Origin of the sequence: Eubacterium sp. An11 (genome assembly GCF_002161065.1) — a bacterium.
Lineage (GTDB): Bacteria > Bacillota > Clostridia > Lachnospirales > Lachnospiraceae > Anaerobutyricum > Anaerobutyricum faecale.
Window position 1 is genome coordinate 38,369 of sequence record NZ_NFLV01000020.1, and the last position, 19,875, is coordinate 58,243.

A 19,875-nucleotide genomic window follows, 5' to 3' on the forward strand; every position below is an offset into this window, starting at 1 on the left:
GTTATGTTAGAAGGAAAGAATATACTGATTGCCGGGGCCGGAGTCAGCGGCGTGGGAGCGGCGAAGCTTCTGGGCCGGGCCGGTTTTGACGCGGCAATCTATGACGGAAATGAACAACTGGATACGGAGGCAGTGGTATCACAGATGCCGGAAAACATGCATCTGACATTTGAGCTGGGAGAATACAAAGATAGCCTGGCAGATCAGTACGATATGCTGATCCTGAGCCCGGGAATCTCTGTGAACAGTTCCATTGCCCGCTCCTTTTATGATAGAGGAAAGATTGTCTGGGGAGAGATTGAGCTGGCCAGCCATTTCGCCAAAGGCAAAATCGCGGCTATCACAGGAACCAACGGGAAGACTACCACGACAGCGCTGGTGGGAAGCATCTTAAAATCCTGGTATGATTCGGTATTCGTTGTGGGAAATATCGGTATTCCGTTTACTTCGGTGGCGCTGGATACCCGCCCGGATTCGGTGATCGCCGCGGAGATCAGCAGCTTTCAGCTGGAGACCACGGTGGACTTCCATCCGGCGGTCAGCGCGGTGCTCAATCTGACGCCGGATCACCTGGACCGTCACGGAACTATGGAAGTTTACGGGGAGACGAAGCTCTCCATCTCAAAAAAACAGACCAAAGACGATGTGATCGTGTTAAATTATGACGATCCGGCCACCAGAGCCATGGCGGAGAGAACACCGGCCACTCCGGTGATGTTCAGCCGGAAAGAAGATTTAAAAGAGGGTATTGTGTTAAAAGGAGATACTTTTGTGATCCGGACCGGCAGGGAAGAGATCCCGGTCTGTTCCACAAAGGAGATTCGTCTTCTCGGCAGCCATAATCATGAGAATATTCTGGCGGCCATCGGCATTAGTTATTATATGGGCGTTCCGGTGGAGAATATCCGGGAGGCAGTCATGGAGTTCCGCGCGGTGGAACACCGTATCGAGTATGTGGATACCGTGGACGGCGTCGACTATTATAATGATTCCAAGGGTACCAACCCGGATGCGGCCATCAAAGGCATTCAGGCCATGGTGAAACCGACCATCCTTCTGGGAGGCGGCTATGATAAAAAGGCGGAGTACGATGAGTGGATTGAATCTTTCGATGGAAAGGTAAAATATCTGATCCTCATGGGCGCCACCGCCCGGGCAATCGGAAAGACCGCTGTGGCTCACGGATTTCAGAATGTCATCTATGCCGATACATTTGAGGAAGCCATGGAGATTGCGAGAGAGAAGGCAGTTCCGGGAGATGCGGTGCTGTTGTCTCCGGCCTGCGCCAGCTGGGGAATGTTTAAGAATTATGAGGTCAGGGGACAGGTATTTAAAGAGATTGTCCGCAGATTCAAGGGGTGAGTAAAATGGCTGGTAAAATGTCCGGAAAAGCAAATATGCAGAGACGTACGACAGCCAGGCCGGGCGGCACGGGAAAACGGACCACAGCCGGGAAAACCGGCGTCAGAAGCCGGACGGCGGTGCGCCGTCCCCACACCATGGATTATTCCATTGTATTTCTGGTGATTTTTCTGGTGGGCTTCGGCCTTGTGATGGTATACAGCACAAGTTCTTACCGGGGAAGCCTGTACATGAATGACGCTGCATACTGGCTGAAACGTCAGGCAGTCTTTGCGGTGATCGGAGTTGTTGCCATGTTTTTGGTCGCCCGGATTGACTATCATTTCTGGAGAAGCCGGAAATGGATGCTCCCGGTCTATTACTGGGGAACCATCCTGCTGCTTATTTTCACTCTGGTATTTGCGGCGGTATCCCACGGGTCCAAACGTTGGCTCAATATCGGCCCCCTGAGCTTTCAGCCATCAGAGGCGGCAAAGGTTTCACTGATTGTGATTTTTGCCATATACATAAGCCGCCACGCCAAACAGCTGAGGACCTGGAAAGGGATTCTCAAAAGCTTTGTCCTGGCGGTGCCGATCATCGTCGTGGTCGGTATTGAGAATCTGAGTACCTGTATTATCCTGCTGGCCATCACAGTCATCATGATTTTTGTGGCCAGTGACAAATGGAAACCGTTCATTGCCATTGGATTGGCCGGGGTGGCGGGAATCGCCATTTTGCTGCTCACCCAGGGATACCGGGTGGAGCGGATCAAAATATGGCTGAATCCGGAGCAGTATGAGACCGGTCTTCAGACCATGCAGGGCCTGTACGCCATCGGTTCCGGCGGCTTGTTTGGAAAGGGGCTCGGGCAGAGCATGCAGAAGATGGGGTTTCTGCCGGAGACGCACAACGATATGATTTTTTCCATTATCTGCGAGGAACTGGGACTTTTCGGCGCGGTGGGCATCCTGATCATTTATTTTGTCCTTTTATGGAGATTTATGGTAGTGGCTCTCAACGCCGCTGATCTGTACGGCTCCATGATCGTGGTGGGTACCATCGCTCATCTGGGAATCCAGGTATTCATTAATATCGGCGTGGTGACCAACACCATACCGAACACGGGAATTCCGCTGCCCTTTATCAGTTACGGAGGCACATCGCTGTGTTTCCTGCTGATCGAGATGGGGCTGGTGTTGTCGGTTTCCAGGTACATGCGGATAAAGGAATAGCGGTTTTGTTTCAATGGGGGAGAAATGAAGAGCAGACAGTTGACGCTTATCAAAAATACGAAGAACAATAAACTGCATAAAATAATTTTCTGGCTGTGCTTTCTGTGTATTCTGGGTCTGGGCGCCGCCTGTGTGATCGTGGGATTCTCTGTTAAAAACATTGAGGTGAGCGGCAATCAGACTTACACGTCCGGGGAGATCATCCGTGAAGTAAAGAAAAAAGATTATGTGGGAAATACCCTGGTCATGATGGCACAGAACCGGATTTTCGGACAGAAATACCTGCCTTTCATCGAAGATATCTCCATGAGTTTCGGCGATACGCATACGCTGAAGATTCATGTGAAAGAGAAGCTTCGGTCAGGCGTTTTCGAGTATATGAATGAAAATGTATATTTTGATTCCGAGGGCATCGCGCAGGAAAGCCGGGATTATCTGTTTGCCGGCGTTCCGGTGGTGACGGGCGTGAAATTTAATAAAATGGTTCTCGGCGAAAAGATTCCGGTGGACGGAGATTATTTCCACACCATTCTTTCTATCACGGAAAAAATCAGTACCTATGGACTGAACATTTCCGAGATACATTTTGAGAGTGAGGATGATATCACGCTTTTGTCCGGTAAATTTGAAATTTATCTGGGAACTCCTGCCTATCTGGACGGAAAGATGTCCAGAATTTCGGAGATTCTCAGCGCGGTGTCCAAAGAGCATGAAAAAGGAACCATCGATATGCATCTGTTTACAGACGAAAAAAACATCATTACTTTTCGTGAATAAACAAAAATAGTTTTGAAAAAGAGTTTTTCGTTAAAAAATAATGCAAAAATGATTCATACTTCAGAAAAAACAGGAATATACATATAATTTGGAAAAACAGTGAAAATAGGAACGTGACAAAAATAAAAATTTTTGTTGATTATTTCTATGAAAAAACGTATTATATAACCATAAACTAAAATCAGGTGGATTATATTCATTTATATAGAATAAGGAGGAGTAGACCTTGCTGGAAATTATGTCAAACGAAGAATTAGCTCACGCTAAAATCCTGGTAATCGGAGTCGGCGGAGCCGGAAACAATGCCGTGAACCGTATGGTTGACGAATCAATTGAGGGAGTGGAATTAATCGGTATCAATACAGATAAACAGGCTCTGGATTTATGTAAGGCGGCTACACGCGTACAGATTGGAGAGAGACTGACCAAGGGACTGGGCGCCGGAGCAAAACCGGAAATCGGTGCGGCTGCGGTGGAAGAGAACCGGGACGAGATTACCGAGCTGGTCAAAGATGCCGATATGGTTTTTGTAACCTGCGGTATGGGAGGCGGAACCGGTACAGGTGCAGCTCCGATTGTGGCAGAGATCGCTAAAGATCTGGGAATACTGACAGTGGGTGTTGTCACCAAACCATTTATCTTTGAGGGCAAGCCAAGGATGAACAATGCGCTCATGGGTATTGAGCGTCTCAAAGAGAACGTAGATACACTGATCATTATCCCAAACGATAAGCTGCTGCAGATTTGTGATAAGAGAACATCCATCAAGGATGCCTTCTGCAAGGCAGACGAAGTACTCCAGCAGGGTGTACAGGGAATCACCGACCTGATTTTTAAACCGGGTCTCATTAACCTGGATTTCGCGGATATCCAGACTGTCATGAGAGACAAGGGCATTGCTCATATCGGTATTGGCGTGGGCAGTGGTGAAGATAAAGCTGTGGAGGCCATCAAAAAGGCCATGGAGAGCCCGCTGCTGGAGACAACAGTGAGCGGCGCCACCGACATTATCATCAACTTCTCCGGAGATGTGGGCATTCAGGAAGTATACGAGGCTGTTTCTTATCTGACAGAAGTGGCCGGCGACGAAGCCAACATTATCTTCGGTAATGTGGAGAGCGAAGACATTCCGGAAGACGAGGTGAGCATCACGATCATCGCCACCGGTCTTCACGACGTATCCGGCACAGGCACTTCCAAGAAGAGTACCCGCCCGGCTGGCAGCAAGAAGCCGGAGAACGGACCTACATATAATGGTCAGGCTATCAAGACCGCTCCTTCCAAGAGAGCGGAGCAGCCAAATAACTCCTCCCGTTCTTACGATGCAGGGGATATGGAGATTAAGATCCCGGAATTTCTTCAGAAGAGACGGTAAAAGACAGACAATGTCTGGAGAATCTGTTGTTATATGATGAAATAACCAGATGAATCAATACTATATGCAAGGGCCGGCGGGAGCCGGCCTTTTCTGTGTATAAAAAAGTCGAAACATTTAGGATTTTTCCTATCGGTTTCGACTTTTTTTTGTATTCTTTTATAGTACAATAAATTCGCAGAATAAAAAACCATCGGTTTCTGAAAAACACTGAGATTTTATGAAACATGATTTATCTGGACGTTCTGTTTTTGTTGAACTGGATGATTGACTACCTGATTTTGGCGCTGGTGAAAAAAGATTTTTTTCCCGGCATGAAAGAAAGAAGAATTGCAGCAGGAGCCTTTCTGGCGGCGGGAAGCTACCTGTTCTGGCTTTGCCAGGCGGGAATTGTTTCCGGCACAGTGAGAATGCTGGAAGGATTCTTTTTGATCAGTCTGGTTCTTCTGTGGACGTTTTCCATCCGCAGTCTGCCGCTTTTTTTGAAAACTGCGGCGGCGGTCTTTGGGTATACCTTCCTTCTGGGCGGCTTTTGTCATGTTCTGCTTCATATTTTGACAGAGAGAGGAAAAGCGCCGCCGGTACAATGGTGGGTGCCTGTCGGCTGTATGGCTGCGGCCGCTTTTATAAGAAGCGCGGGGAAGAGGATGCAGCGGGAGACAGAGAAGATCAAAGAATGTACCTATGAAGTGGAGATCCGGAGAAAAGGACGTACTGTGAGTCTGCAGGGATGGTACGATTCCGGGAATCTTCTGGTCAGTCAGTGGACAGGAAGAGGAATCTGTGTCCTGCCTCTGGAAAAAGCGGAGGGACTTCTGGATGAAGAGGAAAAGAAAATCCTTTCTTTTCTTGTGACACAAAAGGATTTTCCCTGGAAAATCATGACAGAAAATCTGTGGTCGGGGATCCACCGGATTACGTATTCGTCCGTCGGCAGGAAAGACGGCTGGATGCCGGGAATTGCTGCGGACCACATCATTGTAAAAAAACATGGGGAGGTGCTCGCAGACACAGAGGGACTGATGGGAATCACCGCACAGGAAATCTTTCAGGACGGAAGATTTGCGGTATTGCTGCCGGCAGATATTTTTACAAAACAGACGCCGGGTGTCGATACGGGCAGAGAAAGCTGAACCGATCGGCGGCTACAAGAGTCTGTACTGATTTAGGAGGGGATAGGACAGATGCCAGTTGTGTTAAATGTATCGGGAATGGAGCGGGTGAAATTCACCATGGTAAACAACGTAAAGCAGTTGTTTCATCCGCGGGGAGAAGTCCATTACATAGGAGGAACCGACGTGCTTCCGCCGCCGCTGGAGCCGGAAGAAGAGGCTTATGTATTAAGCCAGTTGGATACGAGAAGAAGCGAGGAAGCCAAGGCGATCCTGATTGAGAGAAATTTAAGACTGGTGGTATACATAGCAAAAAAATTCGAGAACACGGGCATCGGAGTGGAGGATTTGATTTCCATTGGGACCATAGGTCTCATCAAGGCCATTCAGACCTTCAACCTGGAACGGAAAATCAAGCTGGCCACCTACGCGTCCCGCTGCATAGAAAACGAGATTCTCATGTATCTGAGAAGGACCAGCAAGACAAGAATGGAGGTTTCCATTGACGAGCCCCTCAATGTGGACTGGGATGGAAACGAACTGCTCCTGTCAGATATCCTGGGGACCGACGACGATATCATTTCCAGAGACATTGAGGATGAGATTGATAAAAAACTGCTGAAAAAAGCCATGGAGACCCTTACGGACAGAGAAAAGCTGATCATTTCCCTGCGTTTCGGGCTCAACGGAAACGAGGAGGAGAAGACCCAGAAAGAGGTGGCGGATATGCTCGGCATCTCCCAGTCTTACATTTCCCGTCTGGAGAAAAAGATCATACATAGGCTGAAAAAAGAGATGATAAAAATGGAATGAAACCTGTAAAAAATCTGCGGCACGCTTCAGAGGAAAACGAATCATCTGTCCGGGATGAAAAAGTTTTCCCCTTTTGAGCGATCATCGGCGTTGCGGCAGATTTTTTAGTGGTGTTATTCATTTAAGTAGCTTCGGATGGATTTCAGCGCGTTTTTTTCCAGGCGGCTGACCTGGGCCTGGGAGATGCTGATCTCATCGGCGACCTCCGTCTGAGTCTTTCCTTCATAGAATCGTTTCCGGATAATATTATATTCCCGGCTGGTAAGCTGATTCATAGCGTCCTGCAGAGCCAGATGTTCCACCCAGGTCTCTTCCCTGCTTTTTTTATCACAAACCTGATCCATGAGAAAAAGAGCGTCATTTCCGTCCTGATACACCGGTTCAAAGAGAGAGACGGGAGTGGCGATGGCGTCCAGGGCATAGATGATGTCCTCTTCCGGAAGATTGATTTCTTTAGAGATTTCCTCAATGGTCGGATCCCGGTCCATGGTCTTGAGCAGCTGCTCCCTGGCGTAGATGGCTTTGTAGGCCGTGTCCCGGAGGGAACGGCTGACCCGGATACTGTTGTTGTCTCTGAGATAGCGGCGGACTTCTCCGAGGATCATAGGGACGGCATAGGTGGAAAATTTGACGTCCAGGGTCCGGTCAAAATTGTCGATGGCTTTCATCAGGCCGATGCATCCCACCTGAAACAGATCATCGGCATTTTCATGGTTGCCGGAGAAACGCTGAATGACGCTTAAAACCAGCCGGAGATTGCCTTTGATATACTGCTCTCTGGCGTCGGCATCTCCCTGTTCGATTTTCTCAAACAGGCTGTTTTTTTCCTCTTCTGAGAGAAGGGGAAGCTCCGAGGTGTTTACACCGCATATTTCTACCTTGTTTAGAAACATTTGTACCCTCCTGCTGTTATATCCTGCTTTTTACATTCTGTTTTCTGAACCCTGCCTGCGGCAGGAAATCAATCCTGTGATGTCTGCAGAAAATTTCTCCTGCGTTCATATAAAAGGATGAACGCAAAGCGCCGAATTTATTCAGAATGTCAGGATAAAAACCAGGCTGCCGCTCTGGAAAAAAATGAGAGCCTCTGTTATAATGAAATAAAAACAGAGAAGAAAGGCGAGAGTTATGGTAGCGGAAATTATCAGTGTTGGAACGGAACTGTTATTGGGAAATATCGTAAATACTAACGCCCAGTACATTGCCAAAGAGATGGCAAAACTGGGCATTGACCTGTATTATCAGTCCGTAGTCGGAGACAACGAGGAGAGACTCAGCAATGTATTAAGAACGGCTCTGGAGCGTTCGGACCTGATTATCACCACCGGAGGCCTCGGGCCGACGAAGGATGATCTGACCAAGGAAGTGGCGGCTTCTTATTTTGGCAAACAGCTGATTTTTGACAAAAAGACGTATCAGCATGTGAAAAAGAGGCTGGAATCCTATGGCATCACTCAGATGACAGAAAGTCAGAAAAAACAGGCTATGATGCCGGAGGGCGCGCTGGTCATCACCAATCCGGCTGGTCTGGCGCCGGGGATCATCATGGCCCAGGGCAATAAAGCGGTGATCATGCTTCCGGGACCGCCGAAGGAGATGAAGGCATTATTTGAGGAGTGCAGCCGACTGTACATCCGGCGCCTTTCCGACCATGTTTTTGTATCCATCAATATCAAGGTCAAGGGACCGGATGAACTGCCGCTGAGCGTCATCGGGGAGGCGCCGATCGCGGACCAGCTGGGCGATATCCTTGATAATGAGAACCCGACAGTGGCCACCTATGCCAAAGAGGACGGCGTTTTGATCCGGGTGACAGCCTCCGGAAAGACCAGAGAGGAAGCTCTGGTGCTCATGAAGCCAGTGGTGACAAAGATTGCGGAGATCCTCGCAGATAAGATTGCCTGGGTAAAAGAAGACGCGTAGATCAAAAGAAAACACGCAGATCACTCCGGAATAAAACAATACAAAATACCTGTACGAACACTATGAGATCATCCTGTCAGATGTATGGCGGCGAATGCCTGCATCGGGCAGGATTTTTTTCTTGACAAATATACCAGTGTCTGCCATAATACAGCTTGTTTAATTATACTAAACTTTCTGTTTAGTAATTACTGACCTTCCCGCGTGACGAAAAAGTCCGCAGAGGGAAAAGAGAAAAAAGAGAGAAAAAGGAGGTGCCGCCGGGCATTTTCTGCCAGAAACAGCAGAAGGGCAGACGCGGTTTTTCATGTCAAAGGAAGACAGCGCTGTGGGCCGGAAAGTATGGATATTGGACATAGAATCAGAGATTTGAGAAAAAAGCAGGGGTTGACACAGGAAGAGCTGGCGGACCGGGCCGAGCTGAGCAAGGGGTTTATCTCCCAGCTGGAACGGGATATGACGTCTCCTTCCATATCAACTCTGGAGGATATCCTGCAATGCCTGGGAACTTCCATCGGAGAATTTTTTCGCAGCGAGAAGGAACAGGAACAGATTGTCTTTACAGAAGAAGATTATTTTGTAAAAGAAGATAAAGAGTACGGTAACCGAATCCAGTGGATCATTCCCAATGCTCAGAAAAATACCATGGAGCCGATTTATCTGCATCTGGATGCGAAAGGTTCCACCTATCCGGATAATCCCCACGAGGGGGAAGAATTCGGATATGTACTGCGGGGAGAGATCGTGATTCATCTGGGAAAGGAGATACACACAGCCGGAAAGGGAGATTCTTTTTACTATACGGCCGACCGGACTCATTACATTTCTTCCGAAAAAGGTGCGGATATTTTATGGGTGACATCCCCTCCAAGTTTTTAGAAAATGTAAATTCAGAGAGAAAGGTTAGAATACAGGGAAAACATAAATGAAAAATAACTTAGTGGAATTAAATCACATTTCCAAGTCCTTTGGAGAAACCATGGTACTGGATGACCTGTGTCTGGAGGTCAAAGAAAATGAATTTATCACCCTCCTGGGACCATCCGGATGCGGAAAGACGACCACGCTGCGGATTATCGGCGGTTTTGAGAAACCGGACCGGGGCAGAGTGATTTTTGACGGAAAAGATATCACCGATGTTCCGGCCAACAAGAGAAATCTGAACACGGTATTCCAGAAATATGCGCTTTTTCAGCATATGACCATTGAGGAGAACATCGCATTTGGTCTAAAGATCAAGAAAAAGTCGGACAGCTATATCCGGGATAAGATCAAATATGCCTTAAAACTGGTGAATCTGGACGGCTATGAGAAACGTAAGCCTTCTTCTTTGAGCGGCGGCCAGCAGCAGCGGATTGCCATCGCCAGAGCCATTGTCAATGAGCCGAAAGTGCTGCTCCTTGACGAGCCCCTGGGGGCCCTCGATTTAAAGCTCCGCCAGGACATGCAGTACGAGCTGATGCGCCTGAAGGAGGAGCTTGGCATCACATTTATTTATATTACTCATGACCAGGAAGAGGCGCTGACCATGTCTGATAAAGTGGTGGTCATGAACCAGGGGTATATTCAGCAGATGGGTACGCCGGAAGATATCTATAACGAGCCGGAGAACGCTTTTGTGGCAGACTTTATCGGCGACAGCAATATCATCGACGGTATTATGCTGGAAGACAGGCTGGTGGAGATTTTGGGACATAAGTTTGAATGCGTGGATGTGGGATTTGGCACCAACCGTCCGGTGGACGTGGTGGTTCGTCCGGAGGATGTGATTCTCGGGGAAGAAGGAAAAGGCATTCTGGACGGTGTGGTCACCTCCCTCATTTTTAAGGGCGTTCATTATGAGATGGACGTCATGGCCGGCGGTTATGAATGGCTGGTGCACAGCACAGTCTGTCATCCGGTGGGCACGAAGGTGAGCATTTCAGTCATTCCATTTAATATTCAGATCATGAATAAACCGGAATCTGATGACGAGAAAGCGGTGAATGTAAATGAATAGAAAGATATTGGCAAGCCCATACATCGTGTGGGCACTGGGATTTATTATTTTACCGCTGTTTATGATTCTTTACTACGGTCTGACCGACGGCAGCGGCGCGTTTACACTGGAAAATGTATTGGCCATCGCTGACCCGGTACATTATAAGGCTTTTGGTAATTCTCTGGTGATGGCGCTTGGCAGCACGGTGATCTGTCTTGTGATCGCCTATCCTCTGGCCTATATTTTGAGTCAGCATGAGGGCAAGGTATCCAACACCATCATCATGCTGTTTATCCTGCCCATGTGGATCAACTTTCTTTTGAGAGTACTGGCCATGCAGATGCTTCTTTCCAACACCGGGATCATCAACGCCCTTCTGGGCTTTTTTGGCCTGCCGGCGCAGCGGATCATGTATACAAAAGGGGCGATTCTCATCGGTATGGTGTACGATTATCTGCCGTTTATGATTCTGCCGATTTATAATGTGATGAGTAAGATCGACAAGGATGTCATTGAGGCGGCCCAGGATCTGGGAGCGACAGTTTTTGTGACTTTCAGAAAAATTATCGTCCCGCTTTCTCTGCCGGGCGTTATCAGCGGAGTGACCATGGTCTTTATTCCAAGTATGTCGGAGTTCGTTGTGGCGGATATTCTCGGCGGATCCAAGATCCTTCTTCTCGGAAACGTCATTGAACAGGAGTTTAATCTGTCCAACAACTGGAATCTCGGTTCCGGTCTCTCGATCGTTCTGATGGTATTTATTCTGATCAGCATGGCTGTTATGAACAGAAGCAAAGCGGAGGAAGGAGATACAATGTTATGGTAAAAGCAAAAAAATATGCAGGCAGGATTTATGTGGGCCTGATCGGATTCTTACTGTATTCGCCTCTGCTGATTCTCATTGTCTGTTCTTTTAATGACTCGAAAATCAGGACTGTATGGGGCGGTTTTACCCTCCACTGGTACACAGATCTGTTTCAGAATGAGGAGGTCCTGCTGGCGGTGCGTACTTCTTTGATTCTTACTACCTCAGCGGCTCTTATTGCCACTGTCATTGGTACGCTGGCATGCATCGCCATGTCTGCGATGGGTAAGAAAATGAAAGGCGTGATGCAGTCGGTGGCGAACATTCCTCTGCTGAACTCAGAGATGGTTACCGGTATCGCCATCATGCTTTTATTTGTGCATTTCATGACCCTGGGATTCAGTTCCATGCTCATTGCCCATGTGACCATCGGACTTCCCTATGTCATACTCAATGTGATGCCGAAACTGCAGCAGGTGGACAAGAATCTCTACGAGGCGGCCCTGGATCTGGGAGCGTCCCACGTGTACGCCTTTGTGAAGGTGATCCTCCCGGAGATCATGTCGGGAATCCTCGCCGGATTTTTCTTCGCCTTCACCATATCCATGGATGATTTCGTGGTGACATACTTTACCAAAGGCGCCGGCATCAACACCATATCCACCATGATCTATCAGCAGCTCCGACGGGGGATCAACCCGCAGATGTACGCCTTGTCCACACTGCTGCTGTTTATCATTTTGATCCTTCTTGCCATCATCAACCGTCTGTCGGCCACGAAGGAAAAGAAGGAGGTGCAGTATTGAAACATTTGAAAAATATTTTCCATAATGCCGGTACAAGAGAAATCGGCAGGACTCCGGGAAAAACCGCTGCAGGAAAGAAAGGCAGGTTCCGGAAGAGATGCATTTTGTCGCTGGCAGTGCTGGGTACGGCATTGGCTGCAGCCGGCTGTGCCGGAGGCCATGCAGCGGAAGATGAGAATACGCTGGTCATTTTCAATTATGGCGATTACATTGACAGAGACACCATCCAGATGTTTGAGGATGAGACAGGCATTGAAGTAAAGTATGAAGAATATATCACGCCGGAGGACATGTACACCAAGTATCAGTCCGGCGGCATAAACTATGATCTGATCTGTACCTCCGATTATATGATCGAGAGAATGATCATGGACGGAGAGGCGCAGCCCATTGATACTTCCGGTATGGAGTATTTTGAAAATGTGGATCAGAAATACATGGATTTCTGCAAGGCGTTTGATCCGGAAAATCAGTATGCCATTCCGTATTTCTTCGGCACGGTGGGAATCCTTTACAATGAAAAAATGGTCGACGAGGATGTGGACAGCTGGTCTGTTCTCTGGAATGAGAAGTATAAAGATCAGATCATCATGGAAAACAGCGTCCGGGATGCTTTCATTGCGCCTTTGAAGCTGAAAGGATATTCCATCAATACCACGGATAAAAATGCTCTTCTGGAGGCGCAGTCTATGCTTATGGAGCAGAAACATCTGCTGGCAGCTTATCTGGTGGACGAGACCAAAGACGCCATGATCTCCGGAGATGCAGCCCTCAGCGTCATTTATTCCGGTGATGCCACGGTGGCCATCGAGGAGAATGAAGATCTCACATATGTGGTTCCGAAAGAAGGGACGAATATCTGGTTTGACTGCTGGATGATCCCGAAGACCGCAAAACATAAGGAGGCGGCGGAAAAATTCATTGATTTTATGAACCGCCCGGATATTGCCATGCTGAATTTTGATTATATCTGGTATGGAACTCCGAATAAAGCTGTTTACGAGGAACTGGATGAGGAAACCAGGGAAGATCCGACCATTTTCCCGGATGAGGATATCATGAATAAATGCGAAGTCTATCAGTATCTGGGAGAGGAAATGGACAGTTATTACAGCCGTCTGTGGAAAGAATTGAAGGCTTATTAAAAAAATGGCAGACCAACGAAAGCAGGTGAAAAAATGGGACACAAATTAACCCGGCATGACATTGACAAAATGAAAGAAGAAATCGAACACCGCAAGGTTGTCGTGCGCAAAGAGCTTCTGGAACATGTGAAAGAAGCCAGGGCCCATGGCGACCTGAGCGAGAATTTTGAATATCATGCAGCCAAAAAAGAAAAGAACCGTAACGAAAGCCGTATCCGCTATCTGGAGCGTATGATCCGGACCGCAGAGGTGGTGGATGACCACACCGCTTCCGATCAGGTGGGCGTCAACACAACGGTCACTCTTTACTTTGAAGAAGACGACGAAGAAGATATTTTCTCCTTTGTCACGACGGTGCTGGTAGACTCCATGAAGAATCGTGTGAGCATCGAATCCCCATTGGGAAAAGCCCTCATGGGCCATCATATCGGTGACCGCGTTTACATCGAAGTCAACCCGCAGTACGGCTACTACGTAGAGATTAAAGACATCCGGCCTTTCGAGGATGATGTACCGTTAAATGCATACTGATCCTTTGGGATCCTTGTACTATATTTTATAAGCAAAACAACAGGGGATCCCTGTATTGCATTTTGTGACCAAAACAACAGAATACTCTGATAAAAAATATTCTTATGCGCGCAGGGCATGGTAAAAATATACCAGAATTGTCCTGCGCGTTTTTTGATCTTATAGAGAGTTCCGTCTGTCGGAACTCTTTTTATATTTATTTCTAAAAAAGAAATGGATTTAATTGAAAGAACCATGGGGAAAAGATATAATAATGCAGACGGCTTTTGCCGGATATCGACATAAAATGGGGGAGAGTTATGGAATTATTGTGGGAAAACCGAAGTCTGCTCAGCTCCGGCGTTACGACACAGGCTATGATGTTTGTGATCATCAACATGATTTACGGAAAGAGGGAGCGTCCCTGGGTGTTTGCCCTCACCAATGCGCTGCATTTTATCCTGACCAATGTCGTTCTGGATCTTTTTCTGAAAGAAAAATACGGTGACGAATTCTGGTTTATGATTTTTCTGCCGCTGGCGGGCAACCTTCTGGCCTATGTGGTGGTCGTCATTCAGGCCATTAACTGGAGAGAAAACTTTGTAAAACTTCTCCTGGCCTTCATGCTGGCGGACGCCCTCTGCGGTATGACCGGATATATGATGTATACCATTTTTGGAACCCCGGAATTGATTTTCGTATTTGGGATGCTTGTTCTCGCGGTTTTCTGTCTGCTGTTTTCCGGACTGATGAAGAAATACAGAAATATCCGTCTCTATCACCCGTGGCTGGTGGGAGGTTTTATCCTATACACCACCGTTCAGGGTGCATTTTCCCGTGTCCTGTATATCCTGCAGGACGCAAATGTGATATCCGCCGCCATGTTTTTCATAGGCATCTGCAATATTATTTTTGCCATCGCCTTTGTGCTGGTGGAATATATCATTTACACCCTGATTCTTCAGAGAAAATATCACATGCTCCTGCGCAACAAAGACCAGATGGAAAGCTATTACCGTCAGGTGGCCAGACACATCCGGGAAATTGACGAGACCCGCATCCTGCTGGAACAGGGCACAAAACTCCTGTCGGGCGCTGACGCTGCATCCGGAGCACCCAAACCATTCGGAGTGTCCAAAGCATCCGGAGCCGGAGTACCCGGAAGGCAAATGGAACGAGAGGAGCAGGAAGCTGTCGCGGCGGCCCCGGATGGCAGAGCTGCCATGAATCCCAGACAGCTGCAGGCCTACCTGGCAAAACTAAAGAGCCAGTACGAAGCGCTGGGAGAGGTCTTCTTCTGCAACGATTTCGCGGTGGATAGTGTCCTTCGCGATTATGTGGTCCGCTGCCGAAAGGAAGGAATCAAAACAGATATCCTGTTTCACGAATACCAAAGGGGAAAAGTCGCCGCGGAAGATGCGGCAGCTATCCTCTCCCGGATGCTGGACTACGGGATCAAAGCGGCGAAACTGCCTGAAGACTGGAAAATCCAGACGGCGGAGCGTCATACAGTTTTGCAGGATAAAATGGCCCAAACGGTCATCAGCCTTCATGGGGCTTCTGTCAAAAATCAGCTAATCTTCTCCATGACAGTGACCCGGGAAGGAGACAGAGATGCGAATAAAAATCTGCTGAAAATACGGATTCGAAAACGTTCCTTTAACCCGTGGATGAGAAAATATAACGGGATCGTGCATGTGCAGCGGGAAGAGACAAGGCTGCAGATGGTGGTGGGACTGGAGAATGGTGGACGGCCTGATAAATAAAGAATGGAGCTATAGGAATAAATAGACTGGAAGATAAAAGAGGTTATAAAGACATGCTGGAAAAATTTATAGATTCTCAAATTGTTTTAAGCATGGGAGTTTCGTCAAAAGTTATTACTTATGTTTTGGTTAATATTATGATTGGGAAAAAGAAAGGACGGAGAATTTTCCTGCTGTGTTGTATAATACATTATCTTACATATAACGTGGGTTTATTAGTTATTTTCGATTTCTTTTTTGGGAGCGAATTGTGGTTTCGTCTGTTGATGCCAACGGTAAGTCTGGTGTTGGGCATTGGAGTTCCTGTGATTATGTCGATTGTCTGGAAAATAAATTTTTCCAAAATGATGTTGGGTTTTTTGATACCGGATTCATTGTCATTGCTTGTATATATTCCAGCACAGTTAACAGGAAATCCAGTAATGGTGATATTATTTAGTATAACAGCATTGATATTCATATGTATTTTCTTTTCTCGGTTTTTTGAAAAATATCAGACCTTGCAAATCAGACACACATGGCTGATTTCCGGGCTGACATTAATAACACTGGCAAACGGATGGATTACGAATATTTTATATGCGTTGGAAGAAGAAGGAATCGTTCCGGCATCAATCTATTCTATGGGATTATTTCAAGTATTTCTTATTTTATTTTTTATTTTTGCCGAAAGTATCCTTTATGTATTAGTCGCAAAACAAAAACAAAAAATGCTCCTGCGCAACAAAGACCAGATGGAAAGCTACTACCGTCAGGTGGCCAGACACATCCGGGAAATCGGCGAGACCCGCATCCTGCTGGAACAGGGCACGAAACTCCTGTCGGGCGCTGAAGCCGCATCCGGAGCACCTAAACCATTCGGAGTGTCCAAAGAATCCGGAGCCGAAGTACCTGGAAGGCAAATGAAACGAGAGGAGCAGGAAGCTGTCGCGGCAGCCCCGGATGACAGAGCAGCCATGAATCCCAGACAGCTGCAGGCCTACCTGGCAAAACTAAAAAGCCAGTATGAAGCGCTGGGCGAGGTCTTTTTCTGCAACGATTTCGCGGTGGACAGTGTCCTTCGCGATTACGTGGTCCGCTGCCGAAAGGAAGGAATCAAAACAGATATCCTGTTTCACGAATACCAAAGGGGAAAAGTCGCTGCGGAAGATGCGGCGGCTATCCTCTCCCGGATGCTGGACTATGGGATCAAAGCGGTTGCGTTTGGGAAAGCCCAAACGGTCATCAGTCTTCAAGGGGCTTCTGTCAAAAACCAGCTGATCTTCTCCATGACAGTGACCCGGGAAGGAGACAGAGATGCGGACAAAAATCTGTTGAAAATACGGATTCGGAAACATTCTTTTAACCCGTGGATGAGAAAATATAACGGGATCGTGCATGTGCAGCGGGAGGAGACAAGGCTGCAGATGGTGGTGGGACTGGAGAATGGAAAAAAAACAATAGCAGAATTTTCTGGAATTATGGATGAAATGTGATGGAAAAAATTTGAAGATGTGTCATAATAATGTATTATATGTCATAAAGTAGGAGAAATGATATGAAAATAATTTTAGACGGGCAAATCATGTTCAGCATTGGAATCATTTCAAAGATGATGATGTATTTTCTGATGGATGTCATGATCGGTAAAAAAGAAAAGAGGGTGGGTATTGTCTTACTGTGTGTAGCGCATTTTTTGATATATAATGTGGGAATCCTGATTGTTATGGACAGACTTTTTGGGAAAGAACAGTGGTTTCAGTTATTGATGCCAACCTGCAGTCTGTTTCTTGCCACCGGCAGCGTGGCGGCCTTCAGTTTGCTGACCAAAAACAGTTTTTTTAAAATGCTGTTGGAATGTGTGGTGGCGGATGCCATCTGCGGCGTTATCATTTATATAGACCGGGAATTATTTTCTGATCCGCTGTCTTTATTTATATTTGCCGCTGTGGTATTTGCGGTTTTCTATGTGGTGAGCAGACCGCTGTTGAAAAAATGCCGGACCCTTCAGATGGGACATTCCTGGATTGTAGGCGGATTTCTATTGATAGCTCTTATAAATAGCTGGTTTTCCAATATTTTATATGTCCTTGAAAAAGAGAAAATGTTGGCAAATTCTATGCAGTTGGTCAGTTTTCTTCAGATTGTGATTGTTTTGTTTGCGGTGTTGATGGAATGTATTATATATTATCTCGTTTTAAAAAGAAAATATAAAATGTTGCTTCGGCGTAATGAGCAAATGGAAAGTTATTACCGTCAGGCGGCAAAGCATATTCGGGATATGGAGACAGGATGGGATTTTTTAGGGGGGGGTAGCGCGGACAGAGTTTTTTTCATTGAGCACAATGATATATCAGAAAAAAGAGGATTTACGTCAGGGGATGTATCTGAACAGACGAAAAGATATCTGCAGAAATTAAAAAGACAATACAAAGCTGCGAATGAAATTTTTTTCTGTAATGATTTTGCTGTGGACAGCGTTTTGCGGGAATTTGTTTTGGAATGTCACAGCAGAAACATTCATACGGATATATCATTTTATGAGTATGACAGAAAAAAAGCGGATCCGGAAGACGTGGCGGCTATTCTTTCCCGGATGCTTGATTTTGTTTTGAAGATTCAGAAAGATTTGAATACGGAGGACGGCGGCAGAGCCAGAGTGCAGGGAGCAGTAGTTAAAAATCAGCTTATATTTTCAGTGACATTTACTATAATGGGAAACACAGAATTGCCTGTCATTAAAATTCGGAAAAAGGATTTTAATCCATGGATAAAAAAATATGATGGATTGATTCAGCTTGTGCAAAAAGAGAATTCTCTGCAGATTATTGTCGGGCTTAATGAGTGATGGAAGAAATAGGAGGATGGCATGAAATTTTTACTGGAAATTCTTCTGGTGCTTGTTATGCTTGAATTGGTAAGAAGATGGATAATAAAAGCATTGGAACTGGAGGAAAAAAACAGGAGGCTTCAGGATAAACTCAGCGCAATGGAAAAGTTGTATGAGGAAATGCAGGGGGAAATCGAGATAACAAAGAAGTATCGTCATGATATGAAAAAACATATTCATCTTCTGGAAGGACTCCTGTCAAAATACAATGACACGGAAATGAAATCTGATGTCATCTGGCAGGGGACTTCCTGTGGAATTCCACAGAAAAATTTATACTGTGATAACATTTTTATAGACACCATATGCACATTAAAAAAGAAACAGTGTACAGAAAAAGGGATTGCTCTGTCTGTTGATATACAAATGAAAGACTTTGTGCCAATGAAAGAAATTGATATCAGCGGGCTTTTGCAGAATCTTCTCGATAACGCCATTGAAGCCAGTGAACAGGTGGCGGATTCGGCAAAGAGGGAGATTTCTCTGTTTGTTCATGAAAAACAGCTGGGATGGTATCTTACGGTAAAGAATTCCTGTGTGGCTCCGGGAGAGATTGATTTTCGTACAAAAAAACGAGATCAGGAGAATCACGGATATGGTATCGGGATTATCCGTGAGATTGTGACCAGATATGATGGAACGATAGATTACATAAAAGATGAGTCAGAAAATCGGGTGATTGTAAAAGTATTTTTCCCAAGAAAGTAGATATAGTCCGATGGAAAAGTAGGGGGATTATCAGTATGACAGGTCGTGAAAAGGCGGCTTTTTGGGAAAAATAAAAAAGTCGTAAAAAAAGTGAAAAAAAGTGTTGACATTTGGAAAAACTGATGGTAATATAATCAAGTCGCGGTTAGCTGTGACACAAAAGAATAGCTTCTGGAGAGGTGTCCGAGTGGTTTAAGGAGCTGGTCTTGAAAACCAGTGATACTGAAAGGTACCGTGGGTTCGAATCCCACCTTCTCCGTACTTTTACGTGAGATGCAGAGAGAGCTATTGATTTGGAGAAGTACCCAAGAGGCCGAAGGGGCTCGCCTGGAAAGTGAGTAGGTCGTTAATAGCGGCGCAAGGGTTCAAATCCCTTCTTCTCCGTTGATTTGCAATTATCAATTTGATGATTGCAAATTTTTCTTGACATTTGTCGAGAATATGATATAATGTAAAAGTTGCTGACGCAAAGCTTTAACAGTTTCGATTGAAAGAAAGAATTTTTTGCTTGAAAGTCTTGATTGAACAAAAAAGAAAAAAGTTCTTGACAAACAAAAGAAGCTATGATATAATACAAAAGCTTTTGCGGTTCAAAAGCAAAAGGCTGAACGGAGTTCGGCAAAGTAAGTTGATAACTGAATAACAAAACAACCTCGAACGTTCAATTCAATTGAGATTTCGGGTCCGGAAGCGAGTGATGTCGGCGAGA

18 protein-coding genes and 2 tRNA genes are annotated in these 19,875 nt (G+C 46.2%); 19 read left to right on the plus strand and 1 reads right to left on the minus strand.

Annotation, left to right across the window (positions count from 1 at the left end):
• Window positions 1-3 precede the first annotated feature (3 nt).
• The 6 genes from murD to sigE all read left to right on the plus strand — a co-directional run bounded on the left by murD (window position 4) and on the right by sigE (window position 6,653).
• The gene (gene murD, locus B5E53_RS13455) at window positions 4-1,362 is read left to right on the plus strand and encodes a UDP-N-acetylmuramoyl-L-alanine--D-glutamate ligase (protein ID WP_087315889.1); all 1,359 of its coding nucleotides are present in this window, start codon (window positions 4-6) and stop codon (window positions 1,360-1,362) included.
• A gap of 5 nt (window positions 1,363-1,367) precedes the next feature.
• Window positions 1,368-2,576 carry an FtsW/RodA/SpoVE family cell cycle protein gene (locus B5E53_RS13460; RefSeq protein ID WP_343215656.1) on the plus strand — a complete coding sequence of 403 codons (1,209 nt, stop codon included), beginning with the start codon at window positions 1,368-1,370 and terminating at the stop codon, window positions 2,574-2,576.
• Between the two features lie 24 nt (window positions 2,577-2,600).
• The gene (locus B5E53_RS13465; RefSeq protein ID WP_087315890.1) at window positions 2,601-3,353 is read left to right on the plus strand and encodes a cell division protein FtsQ/DivIB; all 753 of its coding nucleotides are present in this window, start codon (window positions 2,601-2,603) and stop codon (window positions 3,351-3,353) included.
• Window positions 3,354-3,579: 226 nt separating this feature from the next.
• The gene (gene ftsZ, locus B5E53_RS13470) at window positions 3,580-4,728 is read left to right on the plus strand and encodes a cell division protein FtsZ (RefSeq protein ID WP_087315892.1); all 1,149 of its coding nucleotides are present in this window, start codon (window positions 3,580-3,582) and stop codon (window positions 4,726-4,728) included.
• Between the two features lie 227 nt (window positions 4,729-4,955).
• Complete coding sequence (locus tag B5E53_RS13475; RefSeq protein WP_087315894.1) at window positions 4,956-5,861, plus strand: sigma-E processing peptidase SpoIIGA; 906 nt, start codon at window positions 4,956-4,958, stop codon at window positions 5,859-5,861.
• 78 nt (window positions 5,862-5,939) lie between these two features.
• On the plus strand, window positions 5,940-6,653 hold the full coding sequence (gene sigE / locus B5E53_RS13480) for an RNA polymerase sporulation sigma factor SigE (RefSeq protein ID WP_087315930.1): 714 nt from the start codon (window positions 5,940-5,942) through the stop codon (window positions 6,651-6,653).
• Between the two features lie 113 nt (window positions 6,654-6,766).
• Here sigE and sigG read toward each other — a convergent pair whose 3' ends face one another.
• On the minus strand, window positions 6,767-7,546 hold the full coding sequence (sigG, locus tag B5E53_RS13485) for an RNA polymerase sporulation sigma factor SigG (RefSeq protein WP_087315896.1): 780 nt from the start codon (window positions 7,544-7,546) through the stop codon (window positions 6,767-6,769).
• Between the two features lie 235 nt (window positions 7,547-7,781).
• Here sigG and B5E53_RS13490 point away from each other — a divergent pair, with 235 nt between their 5' ends.
• The 13 genes from B5E53_RS13490 to B5E53_RS13555 all read left to right on the plus strand — a co-directional run bounded on the left by B5E53_RS13490 (window position 7,782) and on the right by B5E53_RS13555 (window position 19,550).
• Window positions 7,782-8,576, plus strand: coding sequence for a molybdopterin-binding protein (locus B5E53_RS13490; RefSeq protein WP_087315898.1), 795 nt, complete (start codon window positions 7,782-7,784; stop codon window positions 8,574-8,576).
• A 342-nt stretch (window positions 8,577-8,918) separates the two neighbouring features.
• Window positions 8,919-9,455 (plus strand): helix-turn-helix domain-containing protein, encoded by a 537-nt coding sequence (locus B5E53_RS13495; RefSeq protein ID WP_087315932.1) that lies wholly within the window; start codon window positions 8,919-8,921, stop codon window positions 9,453-9,455.
• 46 nt (window positions 9,456-9,501) lie between these two features.
• Window positions 9,502-10,575: an ABC transporter ATP-binding protein gene (locus B5E53_RS13500; protein WP_087315900.1), complete on the plus strand. Its 1,074-nt coding sequence runs from the start codon at window positions 9,502-9,504 to the stop codon at window positions 10,573-10,575.
• Entirely contained in the window at window positions 10,568-11,383 is an 816-nt protein-coding gene (locus tag B5E53_RS13505; RefSeq protein ID WP_087315902.1) for an ABC transporter permease, read from the plus strand. The genes B5E53_RS13500 and B5E53_RS13505 overlap by 8 nt, the downstream gene beginning before the upstream one ends.
• Complete coding sequence (locus B5E53_RS13510) at window positions 11,377-12,168, plus strand: ABC transporter permease (protein ID WP_087315904.1); 792 nt, start codon at window positions 11,377-11,379, stop codon at window positions 12,166-12,168. The genes B5E53_RS13505 and B5E53_RS13510 overlap by 7 nt, the downstream gene beginning before the upstream one ends.
• Complete coding sequence (locus B5E53_RS13515; RefSeq protein ID WP_242963725.1) at window positions 12,165-13,313, plus strand: ABC transporter substrate-binding protein; 1,149 nt, start codon at window positions 12,165-12,167, stop codon at window positions 13,311-13,313. Before B5E53_RS13510 ends, B5E53_RS13515 begins: the two co-directional genes overlap by 4 nt.
• A gap of 33 nt (window positions 13,314-13,346) precedes the next feature.
• Complete coding sequence (gene greA / locus B5E53_RS13520; protein WP_087315906.1) at window positions 13,347-13,844, plus strand: transcription elongation factor GreA; 498 nt, start codon at window positions 13,347-13,349, stop codon at window positions 13,842-13,844.
• A 299-nt stretch (window positions 13,845-14,143) separates the two neighbouring features.
• Window positions 14,144-15,589, plus strand: a complete 1,446-nt coding sequence (locus B5E53_RS13525; RefSeq protein ID WP_087315908.1) for a hypothetical protein — start codon at window positions 14,144-14,146, stop codon at window positions 15,587-15,589.
• A gap of 623 nt (window positions 15,590-16,212) precedes the next feature.
• Window positions 16,213-17,064 (plus strand): sensor histidine kinase, encoded by an 852-nt coding sequence (locus B5E53_RS13535; protein ID WP_162611919.1) that lies wholly within the window; start codon window positions 16,213-16,215, stop codon window positions 17,062-17,064.
• Window positions 17,065-17,126: 62 nt separating this feature from the next.
• Window positions 17,127-18,416 carry a hypothetical protein gene (locus B5E53_RS13540; protein WP_087315914.1) on the plus strand — a complete coding sequence of 430 codons (1,290 nt, stop codon included), beginning with the start codon at window positions 17,127-17,129 and terminating at the stop codon, window positions 18,414-18,416.
• Between the two features lie 21 nt (window positions 18,417-18,437).
• Complete coding sequence (locus B5E53_RS13545; protein ID WP_087315916.1) at window positions 18,438-19,166, plus strand: GHKL domain-containing protein; 729 nt, start codon at window positions 18,438-18,440, stop codon at window positions 19,164-19,166.
• Window positions 19,167-19,339: 173 nt separating this feature from the next.
• Window positions 19,340-19,425, plus strand: a tRNA-Ser gene (locus B5E53_RS13550).
• Window positions 19,426-19,461: 36 nt separating this feature from the next.
• Window positions 19,462-19,550 (plus strand) — tRNA-Ser (locus tag B5E53_RS13555).
• The last annotated feature ends 325 nt before the right edge of the window (window positions 19,551-19,875 follow it).